We start from the raw sequence: 22,879 nt of genomic DNA, 5'->3' as shown, positions 1-22,879 counted from the left end.
TTTAAACACTTTTATCCTGAGCGGCAGGTTTTTTACGGTAAGTTCTTTTCCGCTTTGCCTTGCCGGTCTTAACGCCGCGCGGAGGCCGGGTCATCTTCCTTTGCTCGGTTTCGTCGGCCTCCTGATACCGGGCCCACCATGCTGGCAGCTCAGGATCGGCACCGCCTGTCTCTGCACGCAGCACCAGAAAATCATAGGCAGCCCTAAAGCGCGGGTGTGTCAGCAAGCGGCTGGGCTTGGAACCGATACGCATATTGAATTTGGGCTGCAGCGTCCAGACTTCGCGCATTGACATGGTGATATGGCGAGGCAGGGACGTACTGTTATTCTGCCTGGAGACCACTTCATTGGCGGCTTCCTGATAGGCCATGGATTCCGCCATGCCTCTCGCTATTTTTTCCTTGGCCCGTATCGCTACCGGCTCCCATAAAAAAGCAGACCATAGAAAATAAGCCGTAACGGTTTTGCCTTCGGCAATCCTGTTATCGGAATTTTCCAGCGCCTTGACCAGGAACAATTTGGGGAAACCTTCTTCCTCGAGCGCCAGACTGCTTTCGGTATCGGGAAACAATATCTGGAACAGCCCATAATGCCTGAGCATTTCAAAAGTCTGCAATGCGTAGCCCGACAAAAACAGCTTCAAGGCTTCATCGTAAAGCCGGGCAGCCGGTATGCCGTACAGCAACTCGGCGAGCTCATGAATGGGCTTCTCGCAAGCAGGGTCCAGATTAAAACCGAGCTTCACGGCAAAACGCACCGCCCTCAGCATGCGCACGGGGTCTTCACGAAAGCGCGTTTCAGGATCGCCGATCAGCCTGAGCGTTCCGGTCTTATGGTCGTCCATGCCGCCGGTGTAATCGACTACCGAAAAATCCTTGATGTTGTAATAGAGCGCATTGACCGTAAAATCGCGCCGCCAGACATCTTCCTCAATCGTGCCGTAGACATTGTCGCGCAGCAGGCGCCCTTCCTTGCTAAGCACCTGCTTATCATCCTGAGCATCTCCTGCGCCGCGGAAAGTAGCCACTTCAATAATTTCGCGGCCGAAATGCACATGCGCAAGGCGAAATCTGCGACCGATTATGCGGCAATTGCGAAAAATCTTTCTGATCTGCTCGGGATCCGCATCCGTTACGACATCGAAATCCTTAGGCTCCCGCCCCAGCAATAAATCCCGCACACAGCCGCCGACAAGATAGGCCTGGAATCCCGACTTCTGCAACCGATATAAAACCTTCAATGCATTTTCGCTGATCTGGGACCGCGAAATATTATGTTCGGCGCGCGCATATATTCTCACTGCTGGCGCATTTTCTGCTGGTACAGCATCTGGTTCAGCTTCATTTCTGGCTGGATTAATAATTTTTTTAAAAAAGTTTAAAATAGTCTTTATACCCTGTCTGTTTTCTAAAATTTAGTAATCATATCATTTCATATGATTCTAGCCCAATTGACAACTTTCTTTTCTTTTACATTCCCCTTTTTATTATAGTAAAATCGCAATCCTGATTTTTAATAGCAGTCTCAATCGGTTCGACATTTTGTTTTTAACGGTTTATAAAGATCAGGCAACCCTTTTTTTAACTACCTGCACAAATCATTAACGTGCTTGACGGAATTGTTATGTTCAAAAAGATTATAAATGGCTTCATTGACCAACCTTTGCTAACCAGCCTTTTTGTAACAGATTTCTTAATTCTTCTGTTCCATAAACCGCCTTTCCTGTTCTCATTGGCGATGCTGGGAGCGTTAGTCACTATGTGCATGTATTTCGGCCAAAAACTGGCTTTATTTAAAGACTAATTGTCTCGTTCGATCCGGAAAAAGCAGCTAAAACCAGATAATGGCTCATCGCCAGTACCTGGTTTTTTGCGCCGTCTGGCGGCTATTATTTATGATCTTTTTCTGCTGCTCGCCCTTTTGTTTTTCGCGACAGCACTGCTACTGCCGTTGAATGCCGGGGAGGCCTTCACTTCCCAACAATTTTTTTATTCCGTTTATCTGCTCGTTATCAGCTTCTTTTTTTATGCCTGGTTCTGGACCCATGGAGGACAAACCTTGGGACTGCGGACATGGAAACTGAAAGTACTGACCTTCAACGGCGAACCCATTAATTGGAAACAAGCCTTTTTGCGCTTTTTAGGCGCTATAATCTCCTGGGCCTTTTTTGGATTGGGCTTTTTATGGATTCTTATCGATAAAAACCGTCGCGGCTGGCATGACTATTTATCGAAAACCGCCTTGTTTTTTGACTCTCAAGATATACGGCACTAACTAAGGCCAATCAGATCAGGAATTGACGTGATGGCATTATATTGGTTTATCCGACATTTTTCTCACGAACCTGAAAACCTGTATCCAATAGATAAATCGGGTGGCAATCCGTCACCAGGGCAAATAAACTACCCGCATCCTGGAAACTTGATCGCACTAAAGATCGAAACCAACCTTTGCTACTATGGGCAGGCCTCATCAGCAGTCTTGATTCAGAGAACAAGAAAGCCATGCTCGCATATGCCGTATTGAGATGTAACGAATTAGCCCTAACTTTTCTCTGCACGAACCGCATAAAACGCATCAATGCAACCGCGAACCTACTTTGCTTAAAACTATGAACAATCCATTACTGCAAAACTCAGTATTACCGCTATTTTCACAAATCAAACCCGAACATGTTGAGCCTGCCATCGACCAACTGTTGGCCGAAGCCCGAGCCGTTGTCGAACAGCATCTTCAGGCCACTGCCGAATACACTTGGGAAAATTTGGTTGAACCGATTGAAGATGCGGAAGACCGCCTGGGCAAGGCCTGGTCTCCGGTCAGCCATATGAACTCGGTCGTCAACAGCGACGCCCTGCGCGAGGCATATAACGCCTGCCTGCCCAAGCTCAGCGAATATTCGACCGAAATGGGTCAGAATGAGAGATTGTTTAATGCCTATCAGTTTATTGCCGCCAGCGATGCATATGCCGCTTTGGATACGGCGCAGCAAAAAATTATCCAGAATGCGTTAAGAGACTTCAGGTTGTCCGGTATCGATCTCGATGCCGAAAAAAAGCAGCGTTATAAGGAAATCAGTCAGGAATTATCGCAGCTTGCCAGCAAGTACGAAGAAAACCTGATGGACGCGACCAATGCCTGGACCAAGCTGATCAGAGATGCAGCTGATCTGGCCGGACTGCCGGAATCCGCACTGGCGGTGGCCCGGCAGACCGCTGAAAGCCATAATGAAGAAGGCTGGATGATCACGCTGCAGTTTCCTTCCTATAGCGCGGTCATGACTTATGCCGACAACCGGGAATTGCGCCGTGAACACTATGAAGCCTTTGCTACGCGCGCCTCGGACCAGGGACCGCATGCCGGCCTTTACGACAACGGCGAAATCATGAAAAAAACCTTGGCCTTGCGTCATGAGAAAGCGCTATTGCTGGGTTTTAACAATTATGCCGAATTGTCGCTGGCCAGGAAAATGGCCGAAAAACCCGACGACGTGATCGGCTTCCTGGAAGATCTGGCCGACCGATCCTGGCGCCAGGCGCGCAAAGATTTAGTGGAATTGCGCCAGTTCGCCAAGCAGCACTACGGCATCGGTGACCTGCAGCCTTGGGATATCGGCTATTACTCGGAAAAAATGCGCCAGCACTATTACCAGCTGTCCCAGGAAGAAGTCAAAGCCCACTTCCCCATCACACGCGTATTGCCGGGCCTGTTTGCCGTCGTTGAAAAACTGTTCGGCCTGAATATCAGCGAAATTACCGGCTTCGACAGCTGGCATCCTGATGTGCGCTTCTTCGAGATCCACGACCAGCACGGCCAACTGCGCGGCCAATTTTATACCGATCTGTATGCGCGTCCGAAAAAACGCGGCGGGGCCTGGATGGATGATTGCGTAAGTCGCAAGAAATCCGGCGATCGCATTCAAACACCGGTCGCGTATTTAACCTGCAACTTTACGCCGCCTGCCGGCAATGATCCGGCGTTATTGACCCATGACGAGGTCACGACGCTGTTTCATGAATTCGGCCACGGCCTGCACCACATGCTCACGCAAGTCGATCATTTAGGCGTCTCGGGCATCAACGGCGTCGAGTGGGATGCTGTCGAACTGCCCAGCCAGTTCATGGAAAACTGGTGCTGGGAAAAAGAAGCGTTGGCGCTGATCTCCGGCCACTATCAAACCGGCGAGCCGCTGCCTGAAGAACTGTTCAACAAAATGCTGGCCGCCAGAAACTTCCAGTCCGGCATGATGATGGTCAGACAGCTCGAATTCAGCCTGTTCGATTTTAGAATCCACCAGGATTACGACCCCAAAAAAGGCGACCGCATTTACCAGACGCTGGAGCAGGTCAGAGATATGGTCGCCGTCATCAAGCCGCCCAAATTCAACCGGTTTGCGCACAGCTTCTCGCATATTTTCGCAGGCGGTTATGCCGCCGGCTATTACAGCTATAAATGGGCCGAGGTGCTGTCCAGCGACGCCTTCTCCCTATTCGAAGAAAAAGGCATTTTTGATCAGGAAACCGGCCGGTCATTCCTGACCAGCATTCTTGAAAAAGGCGGCAGTGAAAATGCCATGGACTTGTTTGTCCGCTTCCGCGGCCGCAAACCGACCATCGATGCGTTACTGCGGCACAACGGCATAGCGGCATGAAATACAGGGACCTGCGCGACTTTATCAAGCAACTGGAAAAACAGGGCGAGCTGAAGCGGATCACGATTCCTGTCGACCCCTATCTGGAAATGACCGAAATCTGCGACCGCACCTTGAAGCAAGGCGGTCCGGCTCTGCTGTTCGAATATCCGGCAGGCTCCAACATTCCGGTCCTGGCCAACCTGTTCGGCACGCCGCGCCGCGTTGCCATGGGCATGGGCGCCGAATCGGTTTCGGAATTGCGCGGCATCGGCGAATTGCTGGCCTATCTGAAAGAACCGGAGCCGCCCAAAGGCATGAAAGACGCCATGGAAAAAATTCCGGTTTTCAAGCAAGTGCTGAATATGGCGCCCAAGCTAGTCAAGGAGCCGCCCTGCCAGGAACTGGTGCGCGAAGGCGACGAAGTCGATCTGGGCGATTATCCGATTCAAACCTGCTGGCCCGACGATGCGGGGCCTTTGATCACCTGGCCTTTGGTCATCACCAAAGGCCCGAATAAAGAACGGCAGAACCTGGGCATTTACCGACAGCAGGTCATCGGCAAAAACAAGGTCATCATGCGCTGGCTGGCGCATCGCGGCGGCGCTCTGGATTTCAGGGAATGGCAGCAGGCCCATCCCGGCAAACCTTTCCCCGTTGCCGTAGCCTTGGGCGCAGACCCGGCTACGATTTTGGCCGCCGTCACGCCGATTCCCGATACATTATCCGAATATGCTTTTGCAGGCCTGCTGCGAGGCAGCAAAACAGAAGTGGCGAAATGCCTGAGCAACGACCTGCAGGTTCCGGCCAGCGCCGAAATCGTCCTAGAAGGCTTTATCTATCCGGGAGAGACGGCGCCCGAAGGCCCGTTCGGCGATCATACCGGTTATTACAATGAGGTCGATGAATTTCCTGTATTCACAATAGAACGCATCACCCAGCGTCAGGCGCCCATCTATCACAGCACCTATACGGGCCGCCCGCCTGATGAGCCCGCCATCCTGGGCGTGGCTTTGAATGAAGTCTTCGTGCCGATCTTGCAAAAGCAGTTTCCGGAGATTGTTGACTTTTACCTGCCGCCGGAAGGTTGCTCCTACCGCATGGCCGTGATCAGCATGAAAAAACAATATGCCGGCCATGCCAAACGCGTCATGCTCGGCACCTGGTCATTCCTGCGCCAGTTCATGTATACGAAGTTCGTCATCGTCGTCGATGACGATGTCGACGTGCGCAACTGGCAGGATGTAATCTGGGCCATGACCACGCGCATGGACCCGGCCCGAGACTTGACGATACTGGAAAATACGCCTATCGATTATCTTGACTTCGCCTCGCCGGTTTCAGGGCTAGGCTCCAAGGTCGGATTTGATGCGACCAACAAGTGGCCTGGGGAAACCAACAGGGAATGGGGCCGGCCTATCGCCATGTCCGAGGAAATCATTAAAAAAGTGGATAAGATCTGGGACTCTCTGTTTTAAAGCCTTAGAACATTGGCAATCCGGCGCTCCTGAATTATGGGCGCCCGAATTGCCATGTTTTTATTAGGATATGGTATCGATCCGGCTGACGATTTCGCTGGAGGCTAGCTCCAGTCCGGATTTATAGCACTCGCTGGCTTTATCCTTATCGCCGCGTGCAGACAGCAAATCACCCAGCAACTGATAAGCCAGCACAGTCGGCTCAACACTAATGCTGTGGTTGAAATATCTTTCGGCTTTTCCCGCATCGCCGCATTTCAGGCTTAATTTACCTATGATTGACAGCAGCACTGCATCGCCGGCATGCGAAGTGAGCCACTGTTCCGCCGTTTCAAGCTGCCTGGCAGGATCGGCCGACTGTATACTGCCAAACAGGACCAAAAGAGTCTGATCCCAGTTTGCCGATAAAGTCTTAGCCAGCTCATCTTCAACCTTGGCGCCGACACCGGCCCCGATCATCGCGGCAAAATAAATGGCCGAGACGCCATGCACGCTTTTTATATAACCCGGAATTTCCGACCAGAGCGATTCAATTTCATTGATATTGCCATTTTCGGCCGCCTGCTTTAACAGTTTGCTGAATGCTTCTGTTTCCAGCAATTTTATCTCGGCTTCCATCAGAATTTTATTATTGTGCAATGACGGAATCAGCTTTCGTATACCTTCCCAGTCGCCGATATGCTGATAAGTCTGGTGCAGTAATTTCAGCACGCTGGCATGAGTCGGATCTATGGAGTGCAATCGAGTCAGCGTTTCCAGAGCTTGGTCAAACTGGTTCCCTGACAGATTCAGCTCAGCTTGAGCCAAGCCGATTGCGATATCGGAACCGGGCGCCTGATCAGCAGCTTTTCTAAGGTATTCGTCTCTTTTATCAATCGCGCCGCGCGATTGAGCGGCCTTCGCAGCTGTCAAGTAGTGCAACAGTGGCGCGCCGCTATGCGATGCGTGTTTAATCAGCACTTTTTCGGCTCTTTCCCAATTGCCTTCGGCTGAATCCACCAATCCTGCAATCAAAGCTTCCTGAGAACGGTTGAATTTAACGCTTTTTCCGCGCGCTTTGATTTGCTCGGGCAATCTGAGCAGCCATCCCAGGAATCTGAAAAACAGATAGAAGATAAAAAATCCCATGATCAGGCTGACTGCAAAAACAACCAATGAAGTCTCAACGGACCACTGGCCAATGCCAATCAGTACATAACCGGGACTTTCAAAGCTACTCAGCCATTGATTGGCTAAAAAAGCGGCCGCAATCGCAAGTAAAAAAGCCCCTAAAAAGAAAAATATGGTTTTCTTCATCGCAGACTCTCTTGTTATTGCGCAGCAGGTGCAGATTCAGGTGTCGTCGGAGCCGGTGCCGCTGCCGGTTCCGGCTCTTGCTTGGGCTGAGGCTCTTGCTTGGACTTGGGCTCCGCTGCAGGCTCTGGCGAAGGCATGGCTTTATCTGTTTCCAGCCTGAGTTTGACAATGTCCCTGAGCATTTTCAAAGACAGACTGATGTCTGGATACTGGCTATGGATCTGGATACCCTTCATTCTATCCAGCTCGGCAATAAAGCTTTTCGTCTGTGCATCCTGCATGAAATGTTGTTCGGCCCATTTTTTTGCATCCGCCAAGCCTGCCTGATAAAGCGTTTCATTACGCTGAACCAGTGCAACTTTGGCCGATTCCAGCTTTAGTCTCAACTGCTCTTTAATAAATTGAGCTTCCTCCTGGGTCAATGTCGCCTTGATCGGCTGCTCGGTATGCCGGATCGTGACATATTCTTCCAATCCGCTCAGCGCTGAATCAATCAGATCCTGTCCTTCCTGGGATTCACCCGCCGGCTTTTCAGGGGCTTTTGGCGGTGTCGGCGTCTTTCCGGCATACGGCAGAAATAAAGTCAGATTGTCAATCTGGCTCGCCTGCGTCTGAATTGAGGAATACATACCGACAATATCAGGCTCCTCGACTCTGTTGAGAGCAGCGATATCCTTGACGATCTGTTCACGCACTTTAAATACTGCCGCATCACCGCTCTCCCGTAAGCGCTGGTCAGCCGCCTCCAATGCCTGGCGCGCTGTGTTTACATCGCCTATCAGATGCAAACGTTCGTTGGCTGTACTGAGCAGATATTCGGCATCGGCAATCAGCCAGTCGCCGCGCGTCTTGCTGAGCTGTCGCTGCACCTGCTGTATGGCTGTGTTTAACTCTTTGCGGGTACTGTCGAGTTTTTCATTATGTAAACGGGAAAAGTCCTCGAGCGTTTTGGTAAAATGCGTGTCTTTGCCGGCAATACTGGCTTCCAGAGTGGCCAATTGCGACTGCACAGAGGCCAGTTGCGACTGATAACCGCTGATCTGCTTCGATAATTCGAGCAACTGCATGTCACCCTTGTTGACCTCACTGTCTAAGCTGGCCTGTTCTTCGCGCAATTGGGTAAAAAGGAAGAATCCAGCGCCTGCCAATGCGATAATAATGAGCAAAGTAATGATGCCAAACCAGAACCCGCTACGAGACCGGTGAACTTTATTACTCTCGCCCACATTCTGTTCCTGTTTTTCACTCAATTCGGCCACACTATTCCCCATTACATACTATTGTTACTGTCTCAAGAATTGCTGTATCAGCAGGACTTTCCGTCACGGCAATTCGCTTAAAACCCATCCCGGCAGCTAATTGCCCGATCCTATCGCTCACCACCACCAAGGGTATAGGCAATAACAGCCGATGATTTTTTTCGCCCAGCATGATCAATAAATTTTGTAGTGCTTCACCGCTGGTTACAGTAATAACATCCAACCGGTGCTGGGTAAGTAATTGGACTACTTGCGAGTTATCAATGCTGGGAATTGTCCTTTTGTACACTTCCAGATACTGAACATCCGCCCCCCGACTGCGCAGCGTATTGGCCAGTTCCTCTCGTCCGCCTTCTCCTCGCACGATCAAGCAGGACTGCCCTTTTATCTGTTGTATTTGCGGCATGGCCAACAATGCTTCACTGGTATAACCCTGTTCAGGCACTGCATCGACAGTCAGCCCGGCGGCTTCCAATACCTGAGCGGTTGCTCGCCCCACTGCGGCAAATCGCACAGCCTTTAATCGATCTATTTTGCCATTATTCGCTTTCAGTGCAAAATTTACTGCATTTGGACTAATAAAAACAACCCATTGGAATTTACCGAGGTTTTTTAGCGCATCCTGAACCTCGTCAATATTGTCGCGCGCAACAATATCGAGCACGGGAAACCGAACGGCCTCACCGCCGCGCGCCTGAATCAAGCGGCTTAGATTTTCTGCCTGATGCGCCGGCCGTGTCACTAGAACCCGCGCACCGTTCAAATCTCTGCTCAATGAAACAACGCTTGCAGAATTTTATCTGCGCCACAGGCCAATAAATCTTCCGCGATCGAGCGTCCAATTGCCTCGGCCTGGTCAGGAGTGCCTGACTGCGCGGTGCGGAAAATCACCGTGCCGTCAGGGCTGCCGACCAATCCGCGCATGACCAGCTGATTGCCCTGCAATTGCGCAAAGCCGGCAATCGGAACCTGGCAGCCGCCGTTCAGGCGCGCGTTCATCGCTCTTTCGGCGCTGACGCAAATGCTGGTGTCTCGATCATGCAAGGCGCTCAGCATCGCATTGACTTCAACGTCATCCACCCGGCATTCTATGCCGATAGCACCTTGGCCTATAGCCGGCAGGCTGATGCCGGGATCGAGTCTTTCGGCAATACGGCCGGCCATACCCAATCTTTTCAATCCGGCCGAAGCCAAAATAATGGCGTCAAACTCATCGGCATCAAGCCTGGCCAATCGCGTATTGACGTTGCCTCTCAGCGACAGGATTTCCGCCTCGGGAAATCGCTCTTTTATCTGGCATTGCCGGCGCAAGCTGGACGTGCCGATCCGGGCATCAGGCGGCAACTCTTCCAATGACGCATAGCGGTTCGATACAAAGGCATCGGTTGGATCTTCGCGCGTTAAAATAGCAGCCAGATGCAACCCTTCCGGAAACTCCACAGGCACATCTTTCATCGAATGCACGGCGATGTCGGCCATCCCTTCCAGCATGCCCTGTTCCAGTTCCTTGACGAACAACCCTTTGCCGCCCACCTTGGCCAAAGGCGCATCCAGAATTTTATCGCCGCGCGTAGTCATTTTAACCAGCTCGGTTTTCAGGCCAGGAAAAGCCCGCTCCAGGCGTTCGGCGACATGTTCTGCCTGCCACAGCGCCAGAGGACTTCTGCGCGTGGCTATACGAATAATTTTTTCAGCCAAAATAAACCCTTCTATTTTGAATATAAAAAACGCATTGTAACTCCATTTAACGCAATGGTGCCTTATTGTGCTTAAATTCTTTAAGACAAGTGCGCACTTTCGCAGCCAGCCTGCGACTGACTGCCAATCTCTCGTCAGTGCCTTGACATTTGACCAGCAATTGCCCGTCCGGTTTTTTCTCCAGCTCTTCAATATGCAGCAAGGAAACCAGCGCATTACGGTGTATGCGGATAAACAATCCGCTGAACTCGTCTTCGAGCGTTTTCAACGACTCGTCGAGCAAATAAGCTTTCTGTAGCGTTTTAATGATGACGTATTTTTGATCGGCCTGAAAAAACACAATGTCTTTAACCGGAATCAGGTGCAAATCAGCCTGCACCTGCACGCAGAGATGGGATCGTACCGGCCGCTCCGGCAGCCATTGCATCAGGCCGTCCCATTTTGCACGATTGAACACCTGCGCTTTTTGGAGCGCATTCAGCAAGCGCTCCTTGCGTATCGGCTTCAACAAATAATCAACCGCATTCGCGTCAAATGCCTGCAAGGCATGCTCATCATAAGCGGTCGTGAAAATAATGGCCGGCGGCGATTGTGTCCTTGCCAGCTCCCGCGCCACGTCCAGCCCGTCCATGTCCGGCATTCTGATATCCAGCAGCAGAATATCGGCTCCTGTCTGCTGCCATTTTTGCAGCGCGACACGGCCGTTTTCGGCCTCCGCAACGATCTGAATATCCTCATTCAGTTCATTGAGCAGGCTTTTCAACCGCAACCTGGCCAGTTTTTCATCATCGGCGATTAAAACTTTCATAGCGCGGCCTGATAAGGGATCATTATATCCACGTGATAATTACCTTCTTTTACATACCGGTTGATGTAGCCGTTGCCCTCGAAACAGCCCGCTATCCTGGCCGCCAGATTAGCCATCGCGACCTGGTTGCCTTTGCGCTGGCGATGGCTTCCCTCAGGCGGCAGCGTGTTGCTCACCGTCAGCACAATTCCACCGATGCTCCTGGCGCCCTTGATGACAATTTCGCCACCGTTCGGATCGGGCTCCACGCCATGATAGATCGCGTTTTCAACCAGTGGCTGCAGGCTCAGCGGCGGCAGCAGGGCGTCCTTGGGCACATCGTCAATATCCCAGCTGACTTTCAATCGCTCGTCCAGACGATGAAACTCGATCGCCAGATACAGATTCACCAGCTTGATCTCCTCGTCCAGCCGGACCAAGCGGGCATGATCGACCAGCATGCTGGCGCGGATCAGCTCTGCAAGATCTTCCACCAGTTCCTCGGCCAATCCGGGATCGATTCGGGTCAAACTGGCAATGGTGTTCAAACTATTGAACAGGAAATGCGGCCTCATCCTTGCCTGCAGCGCATCCAGACTGGCGGCGGCCTGTGCTTCGACCTGTTGCCGCCATTGGTGCAGGACAAACAGATAGCGCAGGATCGCCAATGACACCAGACTGCTGATGCCTAGCGTGCGCCAGTAAAATTCGGCCTTTTGCACCGGCTCTACCAAGGGCAATAAAAGGCCCGCATTCGGCAACGCCTCCACGACCAGCCAGCAAACCAGAACGCTGATCAGCTGAATAATGCAGAATGCCGCCAATCCGGCGATAAAATCATTGCCCCGCGCCAGTTTTTTCCTTAGCAGGCACAAGCAGGCCGCGCTCATCAAGGCAATCCACAGCGCGAGCAACGATCGGATGCCGAATTCGGATAAAAATCCCAATGCCGACGTATTGGCTGCCAATGTCAGTAAAAACGCCAGCAACTCAGCCAGAAAAAACACGGCCAGCAGCATCCTGACTGAGCAAAAATCCGGCAAAAAAATCTTCTCTGCTTTTAAATTCATAACCAACAGTTTAGTTGTATAATTCGGGATTTTCCGTTAATGCATTAAAAAAATCGCCATGACCACAGTTAATTCCGACAAACTTTCCAGTGCCCGCTTTGCCGAAGCGACCGATGCCTTTGTTGAGGTATTCACCGCTTCGGTGGATTTTGACAAGCGCATGGCGGAGCAGGATATCCAAGGCTCCATCGCGCATGCGACCATGCTCTGCAAAATCGGCATCCTGACTGAGCAGGAACGCGACGACATCATCGGCGGCCTGACCCAAATCGGGCAGGAAATCAGGGACGGCAAGTTTACCTGGTCGATCAAGCAGGAAGATGTGCACATGAACATCGAAGCGCGGCTGACCGACATGATCGGCATCGCCGGCAAAAAACTGCATACGGGCCGCTCGCGCAATGACCAGGTGGCGACCGATATTCGCCTGTATCTGCGCAGCGAGATCGACAGCATCAGCGGCCAACTCAAACGCCTGCAGACAGCCATCCTCGATCTGGCCGAAAAAGAAGCCGACACGATCATGCCCGGCTTCACGCACCTGCAGGTTGCCCAGCCGGTCACGTTCGGCCACCACCTGATGGCCTGGTTTGAAATGCTGAGCCGCGACTACGAAAGGCTGCAGGACTGCAAGAAACGCCTCAACATTATGCCCCTGGGCGCTGCCGCATTGGCCGGCACCAGTTACCCAATCGACCGGCAGATGACGTCCGACCTGCTCGGCTTCAGCCGTCCGTCGGCCAACTCGCTCGATTCGGTCAGCGACCGCGATTTCGCCATCGAATTCACGGCCGCCGGCAGCCTGATCATGATGCATTTGTCGCGTTTTTCCGAAGAAATGATCCTGTGGTCCAGCGCGCAGTTCAACTTCATCGATATTCCCGATGCATTCTGCACCGGCTCGTCGATCATGCCGCAAAAGAAAAACCCGGATGTGCCCGAACTGGTGCGAGGCAAATCCGGCCGTGTCACCGGCCATCTGATGTCGCTGCTAATGCTGATGAAGAGCCAGCCGCTGGCTTACAACAAGGACAACCAGGAAGACAAGGAACCGCTGTTTGATACGGTCGATACCTTGATCAACTGCCTGCGCGCCTTTGCCGACATGGTGCCGCATATCATCGCCAAACGGCAGAACATGTACGATTCGGCCAAACGCGGCTTTGCCACGGCCACCGACCTGGCTGATTATCTGGTACGCAAGGGCATGGCTTTCCGCGATGCGCATGAAGTAGTGGGACAGGCTGTACGCCTGGGCCTTAACAGCAACCGCGATCTGTCTGAGCTTTCACTGGCGGAACTGCAGCAGTTTTCAACGGCGATTGCAGACGATGTGTTTGAGGTGCTGACGCTGGAAGGCTCGGTCGCGGCCCGCAAGCATATCGGCGGCACAGCGCCTGAAACGGTCAAACAAGCTATTCAGACCGCGCGGCAAAGCATGCTGGCGGCACAATAACGTCTGTCTCAAGGTGCAAAGTCCTTATACGCTTTGCACCTTAGTATCAGTCTCAATACAGGGCTGATTTAGACCTGTTTCATCTCTCACTAACAGTGAATTTCACTGAATGCTTGCCATCATCGGTATTGATCAGCCAATTTCCGCATTTCATGCTGATGGCCTGGAACAATTTCACCCCATTCATTATCTGAATTAAAAACAAATCATGGGAGCCAGATTAAGGGTGGGGGCGAGAAATAACTTCCCTGAATTTTGACGGGCGACAGATGTGGGGGCGACTTCGCCTACCAACAGTAGGCGCTTTAAGCGAAGTGCCTACTGTTGGAAGTCGCCCAGAGCGAATACCCGCAAGGGGCACAAGTACCCTAAAGGGCATAAATAAATTCGCCCCTACATAACCTGAGTTCGGTTTAAGCATTCTGTAAAAGAGGTAGTAAATCAGCCTCACGTAATTGAAGAGCCGGCTTTTTATCCTGATAGGAATAAGCGACTAAACTCGCAATGATATTGGACATGTAATGGGTCAACGAACGATGCCGCGAATGCTCGAGATCGCCAATATTCTTGAGCTGGTCATTGATGGTTTCGATAATGCTGCGCTTGCGCAGCAGTAGTTTATCAAAGGCATCCATGGCCTGAGCTTTCATGTTCTTTTTCAAGGTGGTAATCAGTTTAATATTCTCGCCGGCCAACAGTTGAGCTAATGGCTTCGAAATATAGCCTCGGTCGCCGAACAGCTTGCCGGTCAATGATTGCACCAATTTGGGTACCGGTTTTCTATCATCGACATTGCCGGCGGTGATACAAAATGACAGGATTTCGCCCTGGTCATTGACGACCAGGTGCAGTTTAAAGCCATAAAACCAGCCCGTCGATGACTTGCCGCGCCCCGCTTCCTTGACGAAGGTTTTGTGCCGGGGAATACGGATATTCTTGCAGACTTTCAGGGGCGTAGAATCAATAAAAGCAATGCCTTGCGAGGTACCGCAACGGCTGTTCATGAACGCCGTCAAAGGCATGATGGTAGTCGGCAGAAGCTCGATAAACCGGTTGTAACTCAACAGGCTAGGAAACGCTGATCGCCAATATTTCCGAACATGATTGAGATAAAACCACTTGAAGGTTCGGTAGCCTGACTGATGGTAAGACACTAACAGCGTGATCATTTCGCTATAACTCATGCGATGTGCGCGGTTACGCTTCCGGTCGCCGTTCGTCAACTGTTTTTCTTGCCAGACTGGAATAAAAGTCCGGCAAAAATCATCTACATCGCAGAACAATTGTGTTAATTTCATGGTGGGCAGGTTTTTGAGGAAAAAAATGGAGGTCGGAGTCTATATTTTTCTTGTTTTTCAAAAATCTGCCTACTTTTCTTATCCCGAACTGAGGTTACATAAGTGCTGATTTCATCGGCAAATCAGAAAGCTATTTTTTAACCTAATCCTAAATGGCTGATTTTATTGTCATAGTGATCATAAACAAGAATACCAGACATCTTATGCCGCCCCCTAAAACCGGCATCAATGGACTAAGCGCCTAGGCTTTTGGTATAGTCGCTGAAACTACGGGGCTTCGGCATATCCGTTTCAATTAGCTTTTCAAACTATCTATATGGAGAAATTCTATGCCAATTAAAGTCGCAATCAATGGTTATGGTCGTATCGGCCGGAATGTCGTACGCGCCTTATATGAATCAGGCCGTACCAATGAAATTCAGATTGTTGCAATCAATGATCTGGGCGACAGCGAAACCAACGCGCACCTGACTCAATACGACTCGGTGCATGGAAAATTTCCATTTGAAGTCAGCGTCGATGGCGACTATATCGTCATCAACGGCGACAAAATCAGAGTATTTTCGGAACGGGATCCGTCAAAACTGCCGTGGGGCGATCTGGGCATTGACGTCGTACACGAATGCACCGGCTTGTTCACCAGCAAAGCCAAAGCCTCGGCCCATATCAATGCCGGCGCCAAAAAAGTCATTATTTCAGCGCCCGGCGGCAATGACGTCGACGCCACGGTCGTTTACGGCGTCAACCATAATGTGCTGAAAGCATCGGATACCGTCATTTCCAACGCTTCCTGCACCACCAACTGCTTGGCACCGCTGGTCAAGCCTTTGCATGATGCGTTAGGCATCCAAAGCGGCTTGATGACCACAATCCATTCCTATACCAATGACCAGGTTCTGACCGACGTTTATCACAGCGACCTGCGCCGCGCCCGCTCTGCCACGCAATCGATGATTCCTACCAAAACCGGCGCCGCCGCGGCCGTAGGATTGGTTCTGCCTGAACTGGCCGGCAAACTGGACGGCTTCGCCATGCGCGTGCCGACCATTAACGTATCGGTAGTGGACCTGACTTTCCAGGCATCCAGAAACACCAGCAGAGAAGAAATCGACGACATTTTGAAAGCTGCTGCGGCCGGTCCTTTGAAAGGCATTCTGGAAATCAACACCAAACCATTAGTGTCGATCGATTTCAACCACAACCCGGCTTCCTCGATTTATGAAGCACCCTCAACCAAGGTCATGAACGGCAACTTTGTCAAAGTTCTGTCCTGGTACGACAACGAATGGGGCTTCTCAAACCGCATGCTGGATACTTCCATTGCTTTATTCAATGCAAAATAAACAAATGCTGAGACGAACCAAGATTTTAGCCACACTCGGGCCTGCAACCGATCAACCCGGCGTTCTGGAAGGCTTGTTTCATGCCGGCGTCGATGTCGTGCGCCTGAACTTCTCGCACGGCTCGGCTCAGGATCATATCAACCGGGCCAATGCCGTACGCGAACTCAGCCAGAGAACCGGCAGGCTCGTAGGCATTCTGGCTGATCTTCAGGGCCCGAAAATCCGCATCGCCCGCTTTAAAAACCGCAGCGTATTCCTGAATGAAGGCCAGAATTTCGCGCTGGACATCAATCTGGATGAAAATGAGGGCGATCATGCCCAGGTCGGCATTACTTATGAACCGCTGGCCCGGGAAGTTAAGCCTGGCAGCCGGTTGCTGCTCGATGACGGGCGCATTGTGCTGGATGTGGTCAACGTCGAAAACATGCGCGTCAACTGCACCGTGGTCGTCGGCGGCGTGCTGTCCAACAACAAAGGCATCAACCTGCAGGGCGGCGGGCTTTCGGCGGCGGCCTTGACGGACAAGGACAAGGAAGACATCAAAACGATTGCCGAGATAGGTGCCGACTATGTCGCCATCTCGTTCCCGCGCTCGGCCGATGATCTGCACGAAGCTCGCCGCTTGTTGCGCGAAGCCGGCAGCGAAGCCGGCATCGTAGCCAAGGTCGAACGCGCCGAAGCGCTGAAGGGAGTCGATGCCATCATTCTGGCTTCCGATGCCATCATGGTGGCCCGCGGCGATCTCGGCGTCGAAATAGGCGATGCCAACCTGCCCGCCGTACAAAAACACATGATCAAGCGCACGCGTGAACTGAACCGCGTCGCGATTACGGCTACCCAGATGATGGAGTCGATGATAGAAAATCCGATTCCGACACGCGCCGAAGTCTTTGATGTGGCCAACGCCGTTTATGACGGCACCGATGCGATCATGCTGTCGGCCGAAACCGCCTCCGGAAAATATCCGGTCAAAGCCGTCGAAGCGATGCATCGCATCTGCATAGAGGCGGAGAAACAGCCCGTCGTCCGTGTCTCCGATCACCGGGTCAATATCCAGTTTGAGCGCGTCGATGAGGCGATCGCCATGTCCGCCATGTATATGGCCAATCATACCAAGATCTCCGGCATCGCCGCCTTGACGGAATCCGGCTCTACGGCATTGTGGATGTCCAGGATCAGCTCGGGCATTCCTATTTTCGCCTTCAGCAGCTACCAGAAAACCCTGGGCCGGGTAACGCTGTACCGTGGAGTTTTTCCGGTTTATTTCACGCATGAAGCGCAGGATCATGCCGAGGTAAACCGCAAGATCGTCGATCAATTGAGAAAATACCTGAACGTCAAGGATGGCGACAAGTTCATCATTACCAAAGGCGATCTGATCGGCGTGCAAGGTGGCACCAACGCCTTGAAAGTCGTTACGGTCGGACAGGGCCTGGTCCCGTAAGACAGCTTTGTGCCCGGAAAGCCCGGGCACAAATATCGGCCCTAAGGAAGCCTTACAAAACGGAATTTTTCCTGGCGCACGAAATTTTCAAAGGCCGTGCCGACGGCCGACAACCGCTTGCCTTCGCGGCGCACCATGTACCAGGTTCTGACCAGCGGAAAGAACTGCACGTCCAGAATGATCAATCGCCCTGCCCTGACTTCGCTGTCGATCGTATGCTGAGACACAACGCCCAACCCCAGGCCTTCCTCTACGCCGAGCTTGATGGCGCCGTTATTGTTCAGCTCCATATTGGCCGAAATCTTCATGCCGTTTTCGGCAAAGAACCGCTCCGTTGAGGTTCGGGTGCCGGAACCTTGTTCGCGCATCAAAAAAGTCTCGTTTCTCAACTCGGCCAGCGAAATGCCTTTTTTATCTTTTAAGTGGTGATTGGGCGGCGCAATCACGACCAGCGGATTTTCCAACAACGGCTCGGACACCAGATCCAGCCCTTCCGGCGGCTTACCCATCAGCACGATGTCCGTCTCATTATTTTCCAGCAGCTGAATCAGGCCCTTATGGTTGGTCACTTTCAGATTGACATTGACTTTAGGATACTGCTTGCAGAAACCTGCCAGCAGGCGGATCGCAAAATACTGTACCGTACTGGCGACCGAAACCAGCAGGCGGCCGCCTTCCGAGCCCTTGATTTCATCCAGAATCAGATCGGCCTCGGACATCTTGGCGATGATATCCCTGCTCAGGCGGTACATCTCCTCGCCGGCTTCGGTCAAATAGATCTTGCGCCCCAGCCGCTCGAACAAAGCCAAGCCCGCCGCATCTTCAAACTGTTTGATCTGCATCGATACCGCCGGCTGCGTCAGGAAAAGCTCCTCCGCCGCGCGCGTGAAGCTCAAGTGCCGAGCCACCATTTCAAACACTTTCAGTTGCCTAAGCGTTACGTTCACAGACTACTCCTAAACCTTATGCATTTAGCCGAATTTTCTCACTTTTCATTATAATACCCCAGCTTTAACCCTCAATGGTCTTAATCTCCGTATTTTTTCTGAGGAAATCCCCATTCGTAACTGCAGAATCATTTGTAAGCCGGGCAATATTTTGTTTATATACATTGCAGAATCGTGAGCGTAAACGGCTCCATCATCCTCACGCATCCGCGTAGGAACACAATAACAATCCAAACCAGGATCAAGATATGTCACAGAAAATCTTAGACGCAGTGAAACCCGGCGTTGTGACCGGCGCCGATGTCCAGAAAATCTTCGCGATTGCCAAGGAAAACAACTTCGCGCTGCCGGCCGTCAACGTCATCAGCACTGACTCGATCAATGCGGTGCTGGAAGCGGCGGCACAGGCCAAATCGCCCGTCATCATCCAGTTCTCGAATGGCGGCGCCCAGTTCGTGGCCGGCAAAGGCCTCAAGCTGGAAGGCCAGCAATCCCACATCCTGGGTGCGATTTCCGGCGCCCAACATGTGCATACGGTTGCCGAATACTACGGCGTGCCGGTCATTCTGCATACCGACCATGCCGCCAAGAAACTGCTGCCGTGGATCGACGGCCTGCTCGATGCCGGCGAAAAGCATTTTGCCGCAACCGGCAAGCCGCTGTTCAGCTCCCACATGCTGGACCTGTCCGAAGAAAGTCTGAAAGAAAACATCGAAATCAGCGCCCGTTACCTGACCCGCATGGCCAAGATGGGCATGACGCTCGAAATCGAGCTGGGCTGCACCGGCGGCGAGGAAGACGGCGTCGACAACACCGACATGGATCATTCGGCACTGTACACGCAGCCTGAAGATGTGGCCTATGCCTATGAAGAGCTGATCAAAATCAGCCCGAATTTTACCATCGCAGCCTCGTTCGGCAACGTGCACGGCGTTTACAAGCCCGGCAACGTCAAACTGACGCCGAAGATTCTGGATAATTCGCAAAAATACGTCTCGGAAAAATTCGGCGTGCCGCACAACACCTTGAACTTCGTGTTCCACGGCGGTTCAGGCTCATCCGCTGAAGAAATCAAGGAATCGATCAGCTATGGCGTGATCAAGATGAACATCGATACGGACACGCAATGGGCTTACTGGAGCGGCGTCCGGGAATTCTACCGCAGCAACGAGGGCTATCTGCAAGGCCAGATCGGCAATCCGGACGGCGACGACAAGCCCAACAAGAAATACTACGACCCGCGCGTATGGATCCGCGCCGCCCAACTGAGCATGGTGGCGCGCCTGCAGCAGGCCTTCCAGGAATTAAACTCTATCAATTCTCTATAAATGCTAAACCGTAGGAGCGACTCGATTGGGCCGCTCCTACGGAAGCCTGCAACATCGTAGGGTACGCACTGCGTACCTTTTTAAACTCATACGAACGGGCAAATTTTGAAAGATATGCGTTGCATACCCTACAAAGCCTCCAGCTTGGCATAAGCCAGCATCAGCCATTTGATGCCGACCGCTCTGAAATTGATCTGCACGCGCTCATGCGCGCCCTCACCTTCCATTTGCAGCACCACGCCTTCGCCGAATTTTTCATGGCTGACGCGCTGCCCCAGCTTGTATTTGCCTTCCACGATCGGCGCCGACGCCTTGGGCTGAGCCGCTGCCGTTACCGGACGGCTGACATTGGCGCGCATTCTGACTTCCTGAATGAACTCGGGCGGAATCTCGCGCAGAAAACGCGACGGCCTCGGGTACGATTCACGGCCGTACAAGCGCCGCGATTCGGCATAAGTCAGATAAAGCTGCTTCATGGCGCGCGTCATGCCCACATAGCAAAGCCGGCGTTCCTCTTCCAGGCGGCCGGCATCGTCGACCGATTGCAGGGACGGAAACAGCCCTTCTTCCATGCCGACCAGAAACACCAGTTTGAACTCCAGTCCCTTGGCCGAATGCAGGGTCATCAGCTGCACGCAGTCCTCAAAATCATCGGCCTGCATTTCGCCGGCTTCCAGCGCCGCATGCGCCAGGAACATGTCCAGCTCGCCGAGGTTTTCCTCATTGCCGGCATCAAAATCGAACAGGCGCGCCGCGTTGACCAGCTCCTCGAGGTTTTCGACCTTTTCTTCGCCTTTGTCGGCCTTATCGTTCTGATACAGCATGATCAGGCCGCTTTTTTCAATCACCAGCTTGACTTTCTCAAACAGCTCCAGGCCCTCGCCCTGCGTCGCCATCTGTTCGATCAACTGCATGAATCCGGCTAGGGCATTGGCCGCACGCGCGGACAACCGCCCCGGCCTGAGCATTTCCTCGGCCGCGGCCCACAGGGAAATGCGCTGATTGCGCGCGAGACTGCGCAGATCGTCCAGCGTTTTGGGACCTATGCCGCGTGTTGGCGTGTTGATGACGCGCTCGAACGACGCATCATCATGCCGGTTCGAGGTCAGGCGCAGATAGGCCAGCGCGTTCTTGATTTCGGCCCGGTCGAAGAACCGCAAGCCGCCATAGACGCGGTACGGCGTGCCGGTCGCCATCAAGCGCTCCTCAAACTGGCGGGATTGGGCGTTGGAACGGTAAAGGATAGCTACATCGCTGCGCGCACCGCCCTCATTGATCCAGGCCCTGATGCGCTCGACGACGAAATAAGCCTCGTCCTGCTCATTGAAGGCCGCATACAGCGAAATCAGGTCGCCGTCGCCGGTATCGGTCCACAGTTCCTTGCCCATACGGCCGTCGTTATTGGCGATGACCTTATTGGCCGCTTTCAGGATATGGCCGGTCGAGCGGTAGTTCTGTTCCAGCTTGATGACCTGATGGTTCGGATGGTGTTTCTGGAAATTGTAGATATTTTCGATCTTGGCGCCGCGCCAGCCGTAAATGGACTGGTCGTCGTCGCCGACCACGAACAGGTTGTCCTTATCCTGGGTCAACAGTCTCAGCCAGGCATACTGGATCGTGTTGGTGTCCTGAAACTCGTCGACATGCACCTGCCTGAACCGCTGCTGGTAAAACTCCAGCACGTCCTCGTTGTCGCGTAGCAGCTCATGCGCGCGCAGCAGCAGCTCGGCAAAGTCTACCAGGCCTGAGCGCTCGCAGATCTCCTCATAGGCGCGGTAGATGATCAGCATCTGGCGCTGATACAGGTCGCCGGTCTCGAGGATGTGACGCGCCCTGATGCCTTCGTCTTTCTGCGCGTTGATATACCACTGTATCTGCTTCGGCGGCCATTTCTTCTCGTCGAGATTCAATGTCGCCAGAAGGCGCTTGATGAGCCTTAACTGATCGGACGAATCCATGACCTGAAACGTCTCCGGCAGTCTGGCCTGTTGCGCGTGCCGCCTTAACAGCCTGTGCGCAAGGCCGTGAAAAGTGCCTATCCACATGCTGTGCGTCGATATACCCAGCAGATCCTCGATACGGCCGCGCATCTCCCGGGCGGCCTTGTTCGTGAACGTGACGGCCAGAATGCTGTGCGGCGACAGGCCTTCGACCTGAATCTGCCAGGCGATGCGGTGTACCAGAACCCGGGTCTTGCCGCTGCCGGCGCCGGCCAGCACCAGCATGGATTGGGAAGGTGCCGAAACAGCCTGGCGCTGGGCATCATTTAGAGGATCTATAATTCTGGTAATATCCATGTGTTATCGCTTGCACATTTTTTGGAGCTGTGTATATTGTTTCGGATTTCGTCAGACGGGCAAAACCATTGCCTTGTTACAAATAATTACTATCACAAAGAAGGTTTTCAAGATGAGCTTCGATTATAAACGCATGATTAAGTTTGAATATAATATTGGCGACAAGGAAAAAAACTACCGCATGGCGGCCGGCGCCGTCTTACTTTTCATCTCAATTTTCACGGCCAAAATCATTTTATTGGTCCTGGGCTTGGTGCTGGTTGCCACCGGCTACTCAGGCTGGTGCCCTGCCTATTCGGGCTTTCATAAAAATACCCGCGATACCGGCAGCAACACCCCTGACGCCACAGCCGGCTAATCCAATCGCCTGACTACAAGGACGTAGTTGCCAATGCTGGTGCTCTGATCACGATCATCAGTCATAGTTCAAAAACAAACGCAGTAATCACGCCATTATGACCGCCAAATCTATCGCGGTCTATAGGGTTATCCGGTTATTTCCGGCCCACAGGCCGTGAAGCGGCCAGGGATATCTCTAAAACCCATCA

At 52.5% G+C, this 22,879-nt stretch carries 19 protein-coding genes; 9 read left to right on the top strand and 10 right to left on the bottom strand.

Annotated features, from left to right (window positions below):
- Window position 1: 1 nt before the first annotated feature.
- Window positions 2-1,393 (bottom strand): polynucleotide adenylyltransferase PcnB, encoded by a 1,392-nt coding sequence (gene pcnB, locus ACTNE6_RS01955; protein ID WP_442499661.1) that lies wholly within the window; start codon window positions 1,391-1,393, stop codon window positions 2-4.
- Between the two features lie 230 nt (window positions 1,394-1,623).
- Here pcnB and ACTNE6_RS01950 point away from each other — a divergent pair, with 230 nt between their 5' ends.
- From ACTNE6_RS01950 to ubiD, 4 genes are all read left to right on the top strand, one after another.
- The gene (locus ACTNE6_RS01950; RefSeq protein ID WP_228778958.1) at window positions 1,624-1,803 is read left to right on the top strand and encodes a hypothetical protein; all 180 of its coding nucleotides are present in this window, start codon (window positions 1,624-1,626) and stop codon (window positions 1,801-1,803) included.
- A complete protein-coding gene (locus ACTNE6_RS01945) occupies window positions 1,804-2,274 on the top strand; it encodes an RDD family protein (protein ID WP_442498439.1) in 471 nt (156 codons plus the stop codon).
- A 337-nt stretch (window positions 2,275-2,611) separates the two neighbouring features.
- Window positions 2,612-4,651 carry an oligopeptidase A gene (gene prlC, locus ACTNE6_RS01940; RefSeq protein ID WP_442498438.1) on the top strand — a complete coding sequence of 680 codons (2,040 nt, stop codon included), beginning with the start codon at window positions 2,612-2,614 and terminating at the stop codon, window positions 4,649-4,651.
- Window positions 4,648-6,108, top strand: a complete 1,461-nt coding sequence (gene ubiD / locus ACTNE6_RS01935; RefSeq protein WP_442498437.1) for a 4-hydroxy-3-polyprenylbenzoate decarboxylase — start codon at window positions 4,648-4,650, stop codon at window positions 6,106-6,108. Before prlC ends, ubiD begins: the two co-directional genes overlap by 4 nt.
- A 63-nt stretch (window positions 6,109-6,171) precedes the next feature.
- On the opposite strand, the gene ACTNE6_RS01930 is transcribed toward ubiD, so the two are convergent.
- The 6 genes from ACTNE6_RS01930 to ACTNE6_RS01905 are packed head-to-tail and all read right to left on the bottom strand — an operon-like array spanning window position 6,172 to window position 12,218.
- Window positions 6,172-7,404: a heme biosynthesis HemY N-terminal domain-containing protein gene (locus ACTNE6_RS01930; RefSeq protein ID WP_442498436.1), complete on the bottom strand. Its 1,233-nt coding sequence runs from the start codon at window positions 7,402-7,404 to the stop codon at window positions 6,172-6,174.
- Window positions 7,405-7,418: 14 nt separating this feature from the next.
- Window positions 7,419-8,663 (bottom strand): uroporphyrinogen-III C-methyltransferase, encoded by a 1,245-nt coding sequence (locus tag ACTNE6_RS01925; protein ID WP_442498435.1) that lies wholly within the window; start codon window positions 8,661-8,663, stop codon window positions 7,419-7,421.
- 1 nt (window position 8,664) lies between these two features.
- Window positions 8,665-9,438 carry a uroporphyrinogen-III synthase gene (locus tag ACTNE6_RS01920; protein WP_442498434.1) on the bottom strand — a complete coding sequence of 258 codons (774 nt, stop codon included), beginning with the start codon at window positions 9,436-9,438 and terminating at the stop codon, window positions 8,665-8,667.
- Window positions 9,435-10,361 carry a hydroxymethylbilane synthase gene (hemC, locus tag ACTNE6_RS01915; protein WP_194969237.1) on the bottom strand — a complete coding sequence of 309 codons (927 nt, stop codon included), beginning with the start codon at window positions 10,359-10,361 and terminating at the stop codon, window positions 9,435-9,437. Before hemC ends, ACTNE6_RS01920 begins: the two co-directional genes overlap by 4 nt.
- 46 nt (window positions 10,362-10,407) lie before the next feature.
- Complete coding sequence (locus tag ACTNE6_RS01910) at window positions 10,408-11,169, bottom strand: LytR/AlgR family response regulator transcription factor (RefSeq protein WP_442498433.1); 762 nt, start codon at window positions 11,167-11,169, stop codon at window positions 10,408-10,410.
- Complete coding sequence (locus tag ACTNE6_RS01905; RefSeq protein ID WP_442498432.1) at window positions 11,166-12,218, bottom strand: sensor histidine kinase; 1,053 nt, start codon at window positions 12,216-12,218, stop codon at window positions 11,166-11,168. Before ACTNE6_RS01905 ends, ACTNE6_RS01910 begins: the two co-directional genes overlap by 4 nt.
- A 58-nt stretch (window positions 12,219-12,276) precedes the next feature.
- Here ACTNE6_RS01905 and argH point away from each other — a divergent pair, with 58 nt between their 5' ends.
- Window positions 12,277-13,674 (top strand): argininosuccinate lyase, encoded by a 1,398-nt coding sequence (gene argH / locus ACTNE6_RS01900; protein ID WP_442498431.1) that lies wholly within the window; start codon window positions 12,277-12,279, stop codon window positions 13,672-13,674.
- A 413-nt stretch (window positions 13,675-14,087) separates the two neighbouring features.
- Here argH and ACTNE6_RS01895 read toward each other — a convergent pair whose 3' ends face one another.
- Window positions 14,088-14,972 (bottom strand): IS982 family transposase, encoded by an 885-nt coding sequence (locus tag ACTNE6_RS01895; RefSeq protein ID WP_442498430.1) that lies wholly within the window; start codon window positions 14,970-14,972, stop codon window positions 14,088-14,090.
- A 329-nt stretch (window positions 14,973-15,301) separates the two neighbouring features.
- Here ACTNE6_RS01895 and gap point away from each other — a divergent pair, with 329 nt between their 5' ends.
- A complete protein-coding gene (gene gap, locus ACTNE6_RS01890; RefSeq protein WP_442498429.1) occupies window positions 15,302-16,315 on the top strand; it encodes a type I glyceraldehyde-3-phosphate dehydrogenase in 1,014 nt (337 codons plus the stop codon).
- A gap of 4 nt (window positions 16,316-16,319) precedes the next feature.
- Complete coding sequence (gene pyk / locus ACTNE6_RS01885; protein WP_442498428.1) at window positions 16,320-17,759, top strand: pyruvate kinase; 1,440 nt, start codon at window positions 16,320-16,322, stop codon at window positions 17,757-17,759.
- 41 nt (window positions 17,760-17,800) lie between these two features.
- On the opposite strand, the gene ACTNE6_RS01880 is transcribed toward pyk, so the two are convergent.
- Window positions 17,801-18,706: a LysR family transcriptional regulator gene (locus ACTNE6_RS01880; RefSeq protein ID WP_268118407.1), complete on the bottom strand. Its 906-nt coding sequence runs from the start codon at window positions 18,704-18,706 to the stop codon at window positions 17,801-17,803.
- Between the two features lie 248 nt (window positions 18,707-18,954).
- Between ACTNE6_RS01880 and fbaA the strand changes: the two genes are divergently transcribed.
- Complete coding sequence (gene fbaA, locus ACTNE6_RS01875; protein WP_442498427.1) at window positions 18,955-20,034, top strand: class II fructose-bisphosphate aldolase; 1,080 nt, start codon at window positions 18,955-18,957, stop codon at window positions 20,032-20,034.
- Between the two features lie 128 nt (window positions 20,035-20,162).
- Here the strand turns inward: fbaA and uvrD are convergent, their stop codons facing one another.
- Window positions 20,163-22,331, bottom strand: a complete 2,169-nt coding sequence (gene uvrD / locus ACTNE6_RS01870) for a DNA helicase II (protein ID WP_442498426.1) — start codon at window positions 22,329-22,331, stop codon at window positions 20,163-20,165.
- A gap of 112 nt (window positions 22,332-22,443) precedes the next feature.
- Here uvrD and ACTNE6_RS01865 point away from each other — a divergent pair, with 112 nt between their 5' ends.
- The gene (locus ACTNE6_RS01865; protein WP_442498425.1) at window positions 22,444-22,689 is read left to right on the top strand and encodes a YgaP family membrane protein; all 246 of its coding nucleotides are present in this window, start codon (window positions 22,444-22,446) and stop codon (window positions 22,687-22,689) included.
- Window positions 22,690-22,879 lie beyond the last annotated feature (190 nt).

The organism is Methylobacter sp. sgz302048, from assembly GCF_052162025.1.
In the GTDB taxonomy this organism is placed as follows: domain Bacteria; phylum Pseudomonadota; class Gammaproteobacteria; order Methylococcales; family Methylomonadaceae; genus Methylobacter.
This window is presented reverse-complemented; position numbering and strand designations above follow the sequence as displayed.

What these genes read in the sequence shown, in the direction of transcription:
- ACTNE6_RS01950 (WP_228778958.1), top strand. Translation starts at nt 1,624, where the DNA reads ATGTTCAAAAAGATTATAAATGGCTTCATTGACCAACCTTTGCTAACC.
- prlC (WP_442498438.1), top strand. Translation starts at nt 2,612, where the DNA reads ATGAACAATCCATTACTGCAAAACTCAGTATTACCGCTATTTTCACAA.
- ubiD (WP_442498437.1), top strand. Translation starts at nt 4,648, where the DNA reads ATGAAATACAGGGACCTGCGCGACTTTATCAAGCAACTGGAAAAACAG.
- ACTNE6_RS01930 (WP_442498436.1), bottom strand. Translation starts at nt 7,404, where the DNA reads ATGAAGAAAACCATATTTTTCTTTTTAGGGGCTTTTTTACTTGCGATT.
- ACTNE6_RS01910 (WP_442498433.1), bottom strand. Translation starts at nt 11,169, where the DNA reads ATGAAAGTTTTAATCGCCGATGATGAAAAACTGGCCAGGTTGCGGTTG.
- ACTNE6_RS01905 (WP_442498432.1), bottom strand. Translation starts at nt 12,218, where the DNA reads ATGAATTTAAAAGCAGAGAAGATTTTTTTGCCGGATTTTTGCTCAGTC.
- argH (WP_442498431.1), top strand. Translation starts at nt 12,277, where the DNA reads ATGACCACAGTTAATTCCGACAAACTTTCCAGTGCCCGCTTTGCCGAA.
- ACTNE6_RS01895 (WP_442498430.1), bottom strand. Translation starts at nt 14,972, where the DNA reads ATGAAATTAACACAATTGTTCTGCGATGTAGATGATTTTTGCCGGACT.
- gap (WP_442498429.1), top strand. Translation starts at nt 15,302, where the DNA reads ATGCCAATTAAAGTCGCAATCAATGGTTATGGTCGTATCGGCCGGAAT.
- pyk (WP_442498428.1), top strand. Translation starts at nt 16,320, where the DNA reads ATGCTGAGACGAACCAAGATTTTAGCCACACTCGGGCCTGCAACCGAT.
- fbaA (WP_442498427.1), top strand. Translation starts at nt 18,955, where the DNA reads ATGTCACAGAAAATCTTAGACGCAGTGAAACCCGGCGTTGTGACCGGC.
- uvrD (WP_442498426.1), bottom strand. Translation starts at nt 22,331, where the DNA reads ATGGATATTACCAGAATTATAGATCCTCTAAATGATGCCCAGCGCCAG.
- ACTNE6_RS01865 (WP_442498425.1), top strand. Translation starts at nt 22,444, where the DNA reads ATGAGCTTCGATTATAAACGCATGATTAAGTTTGAATATAATATTGGC.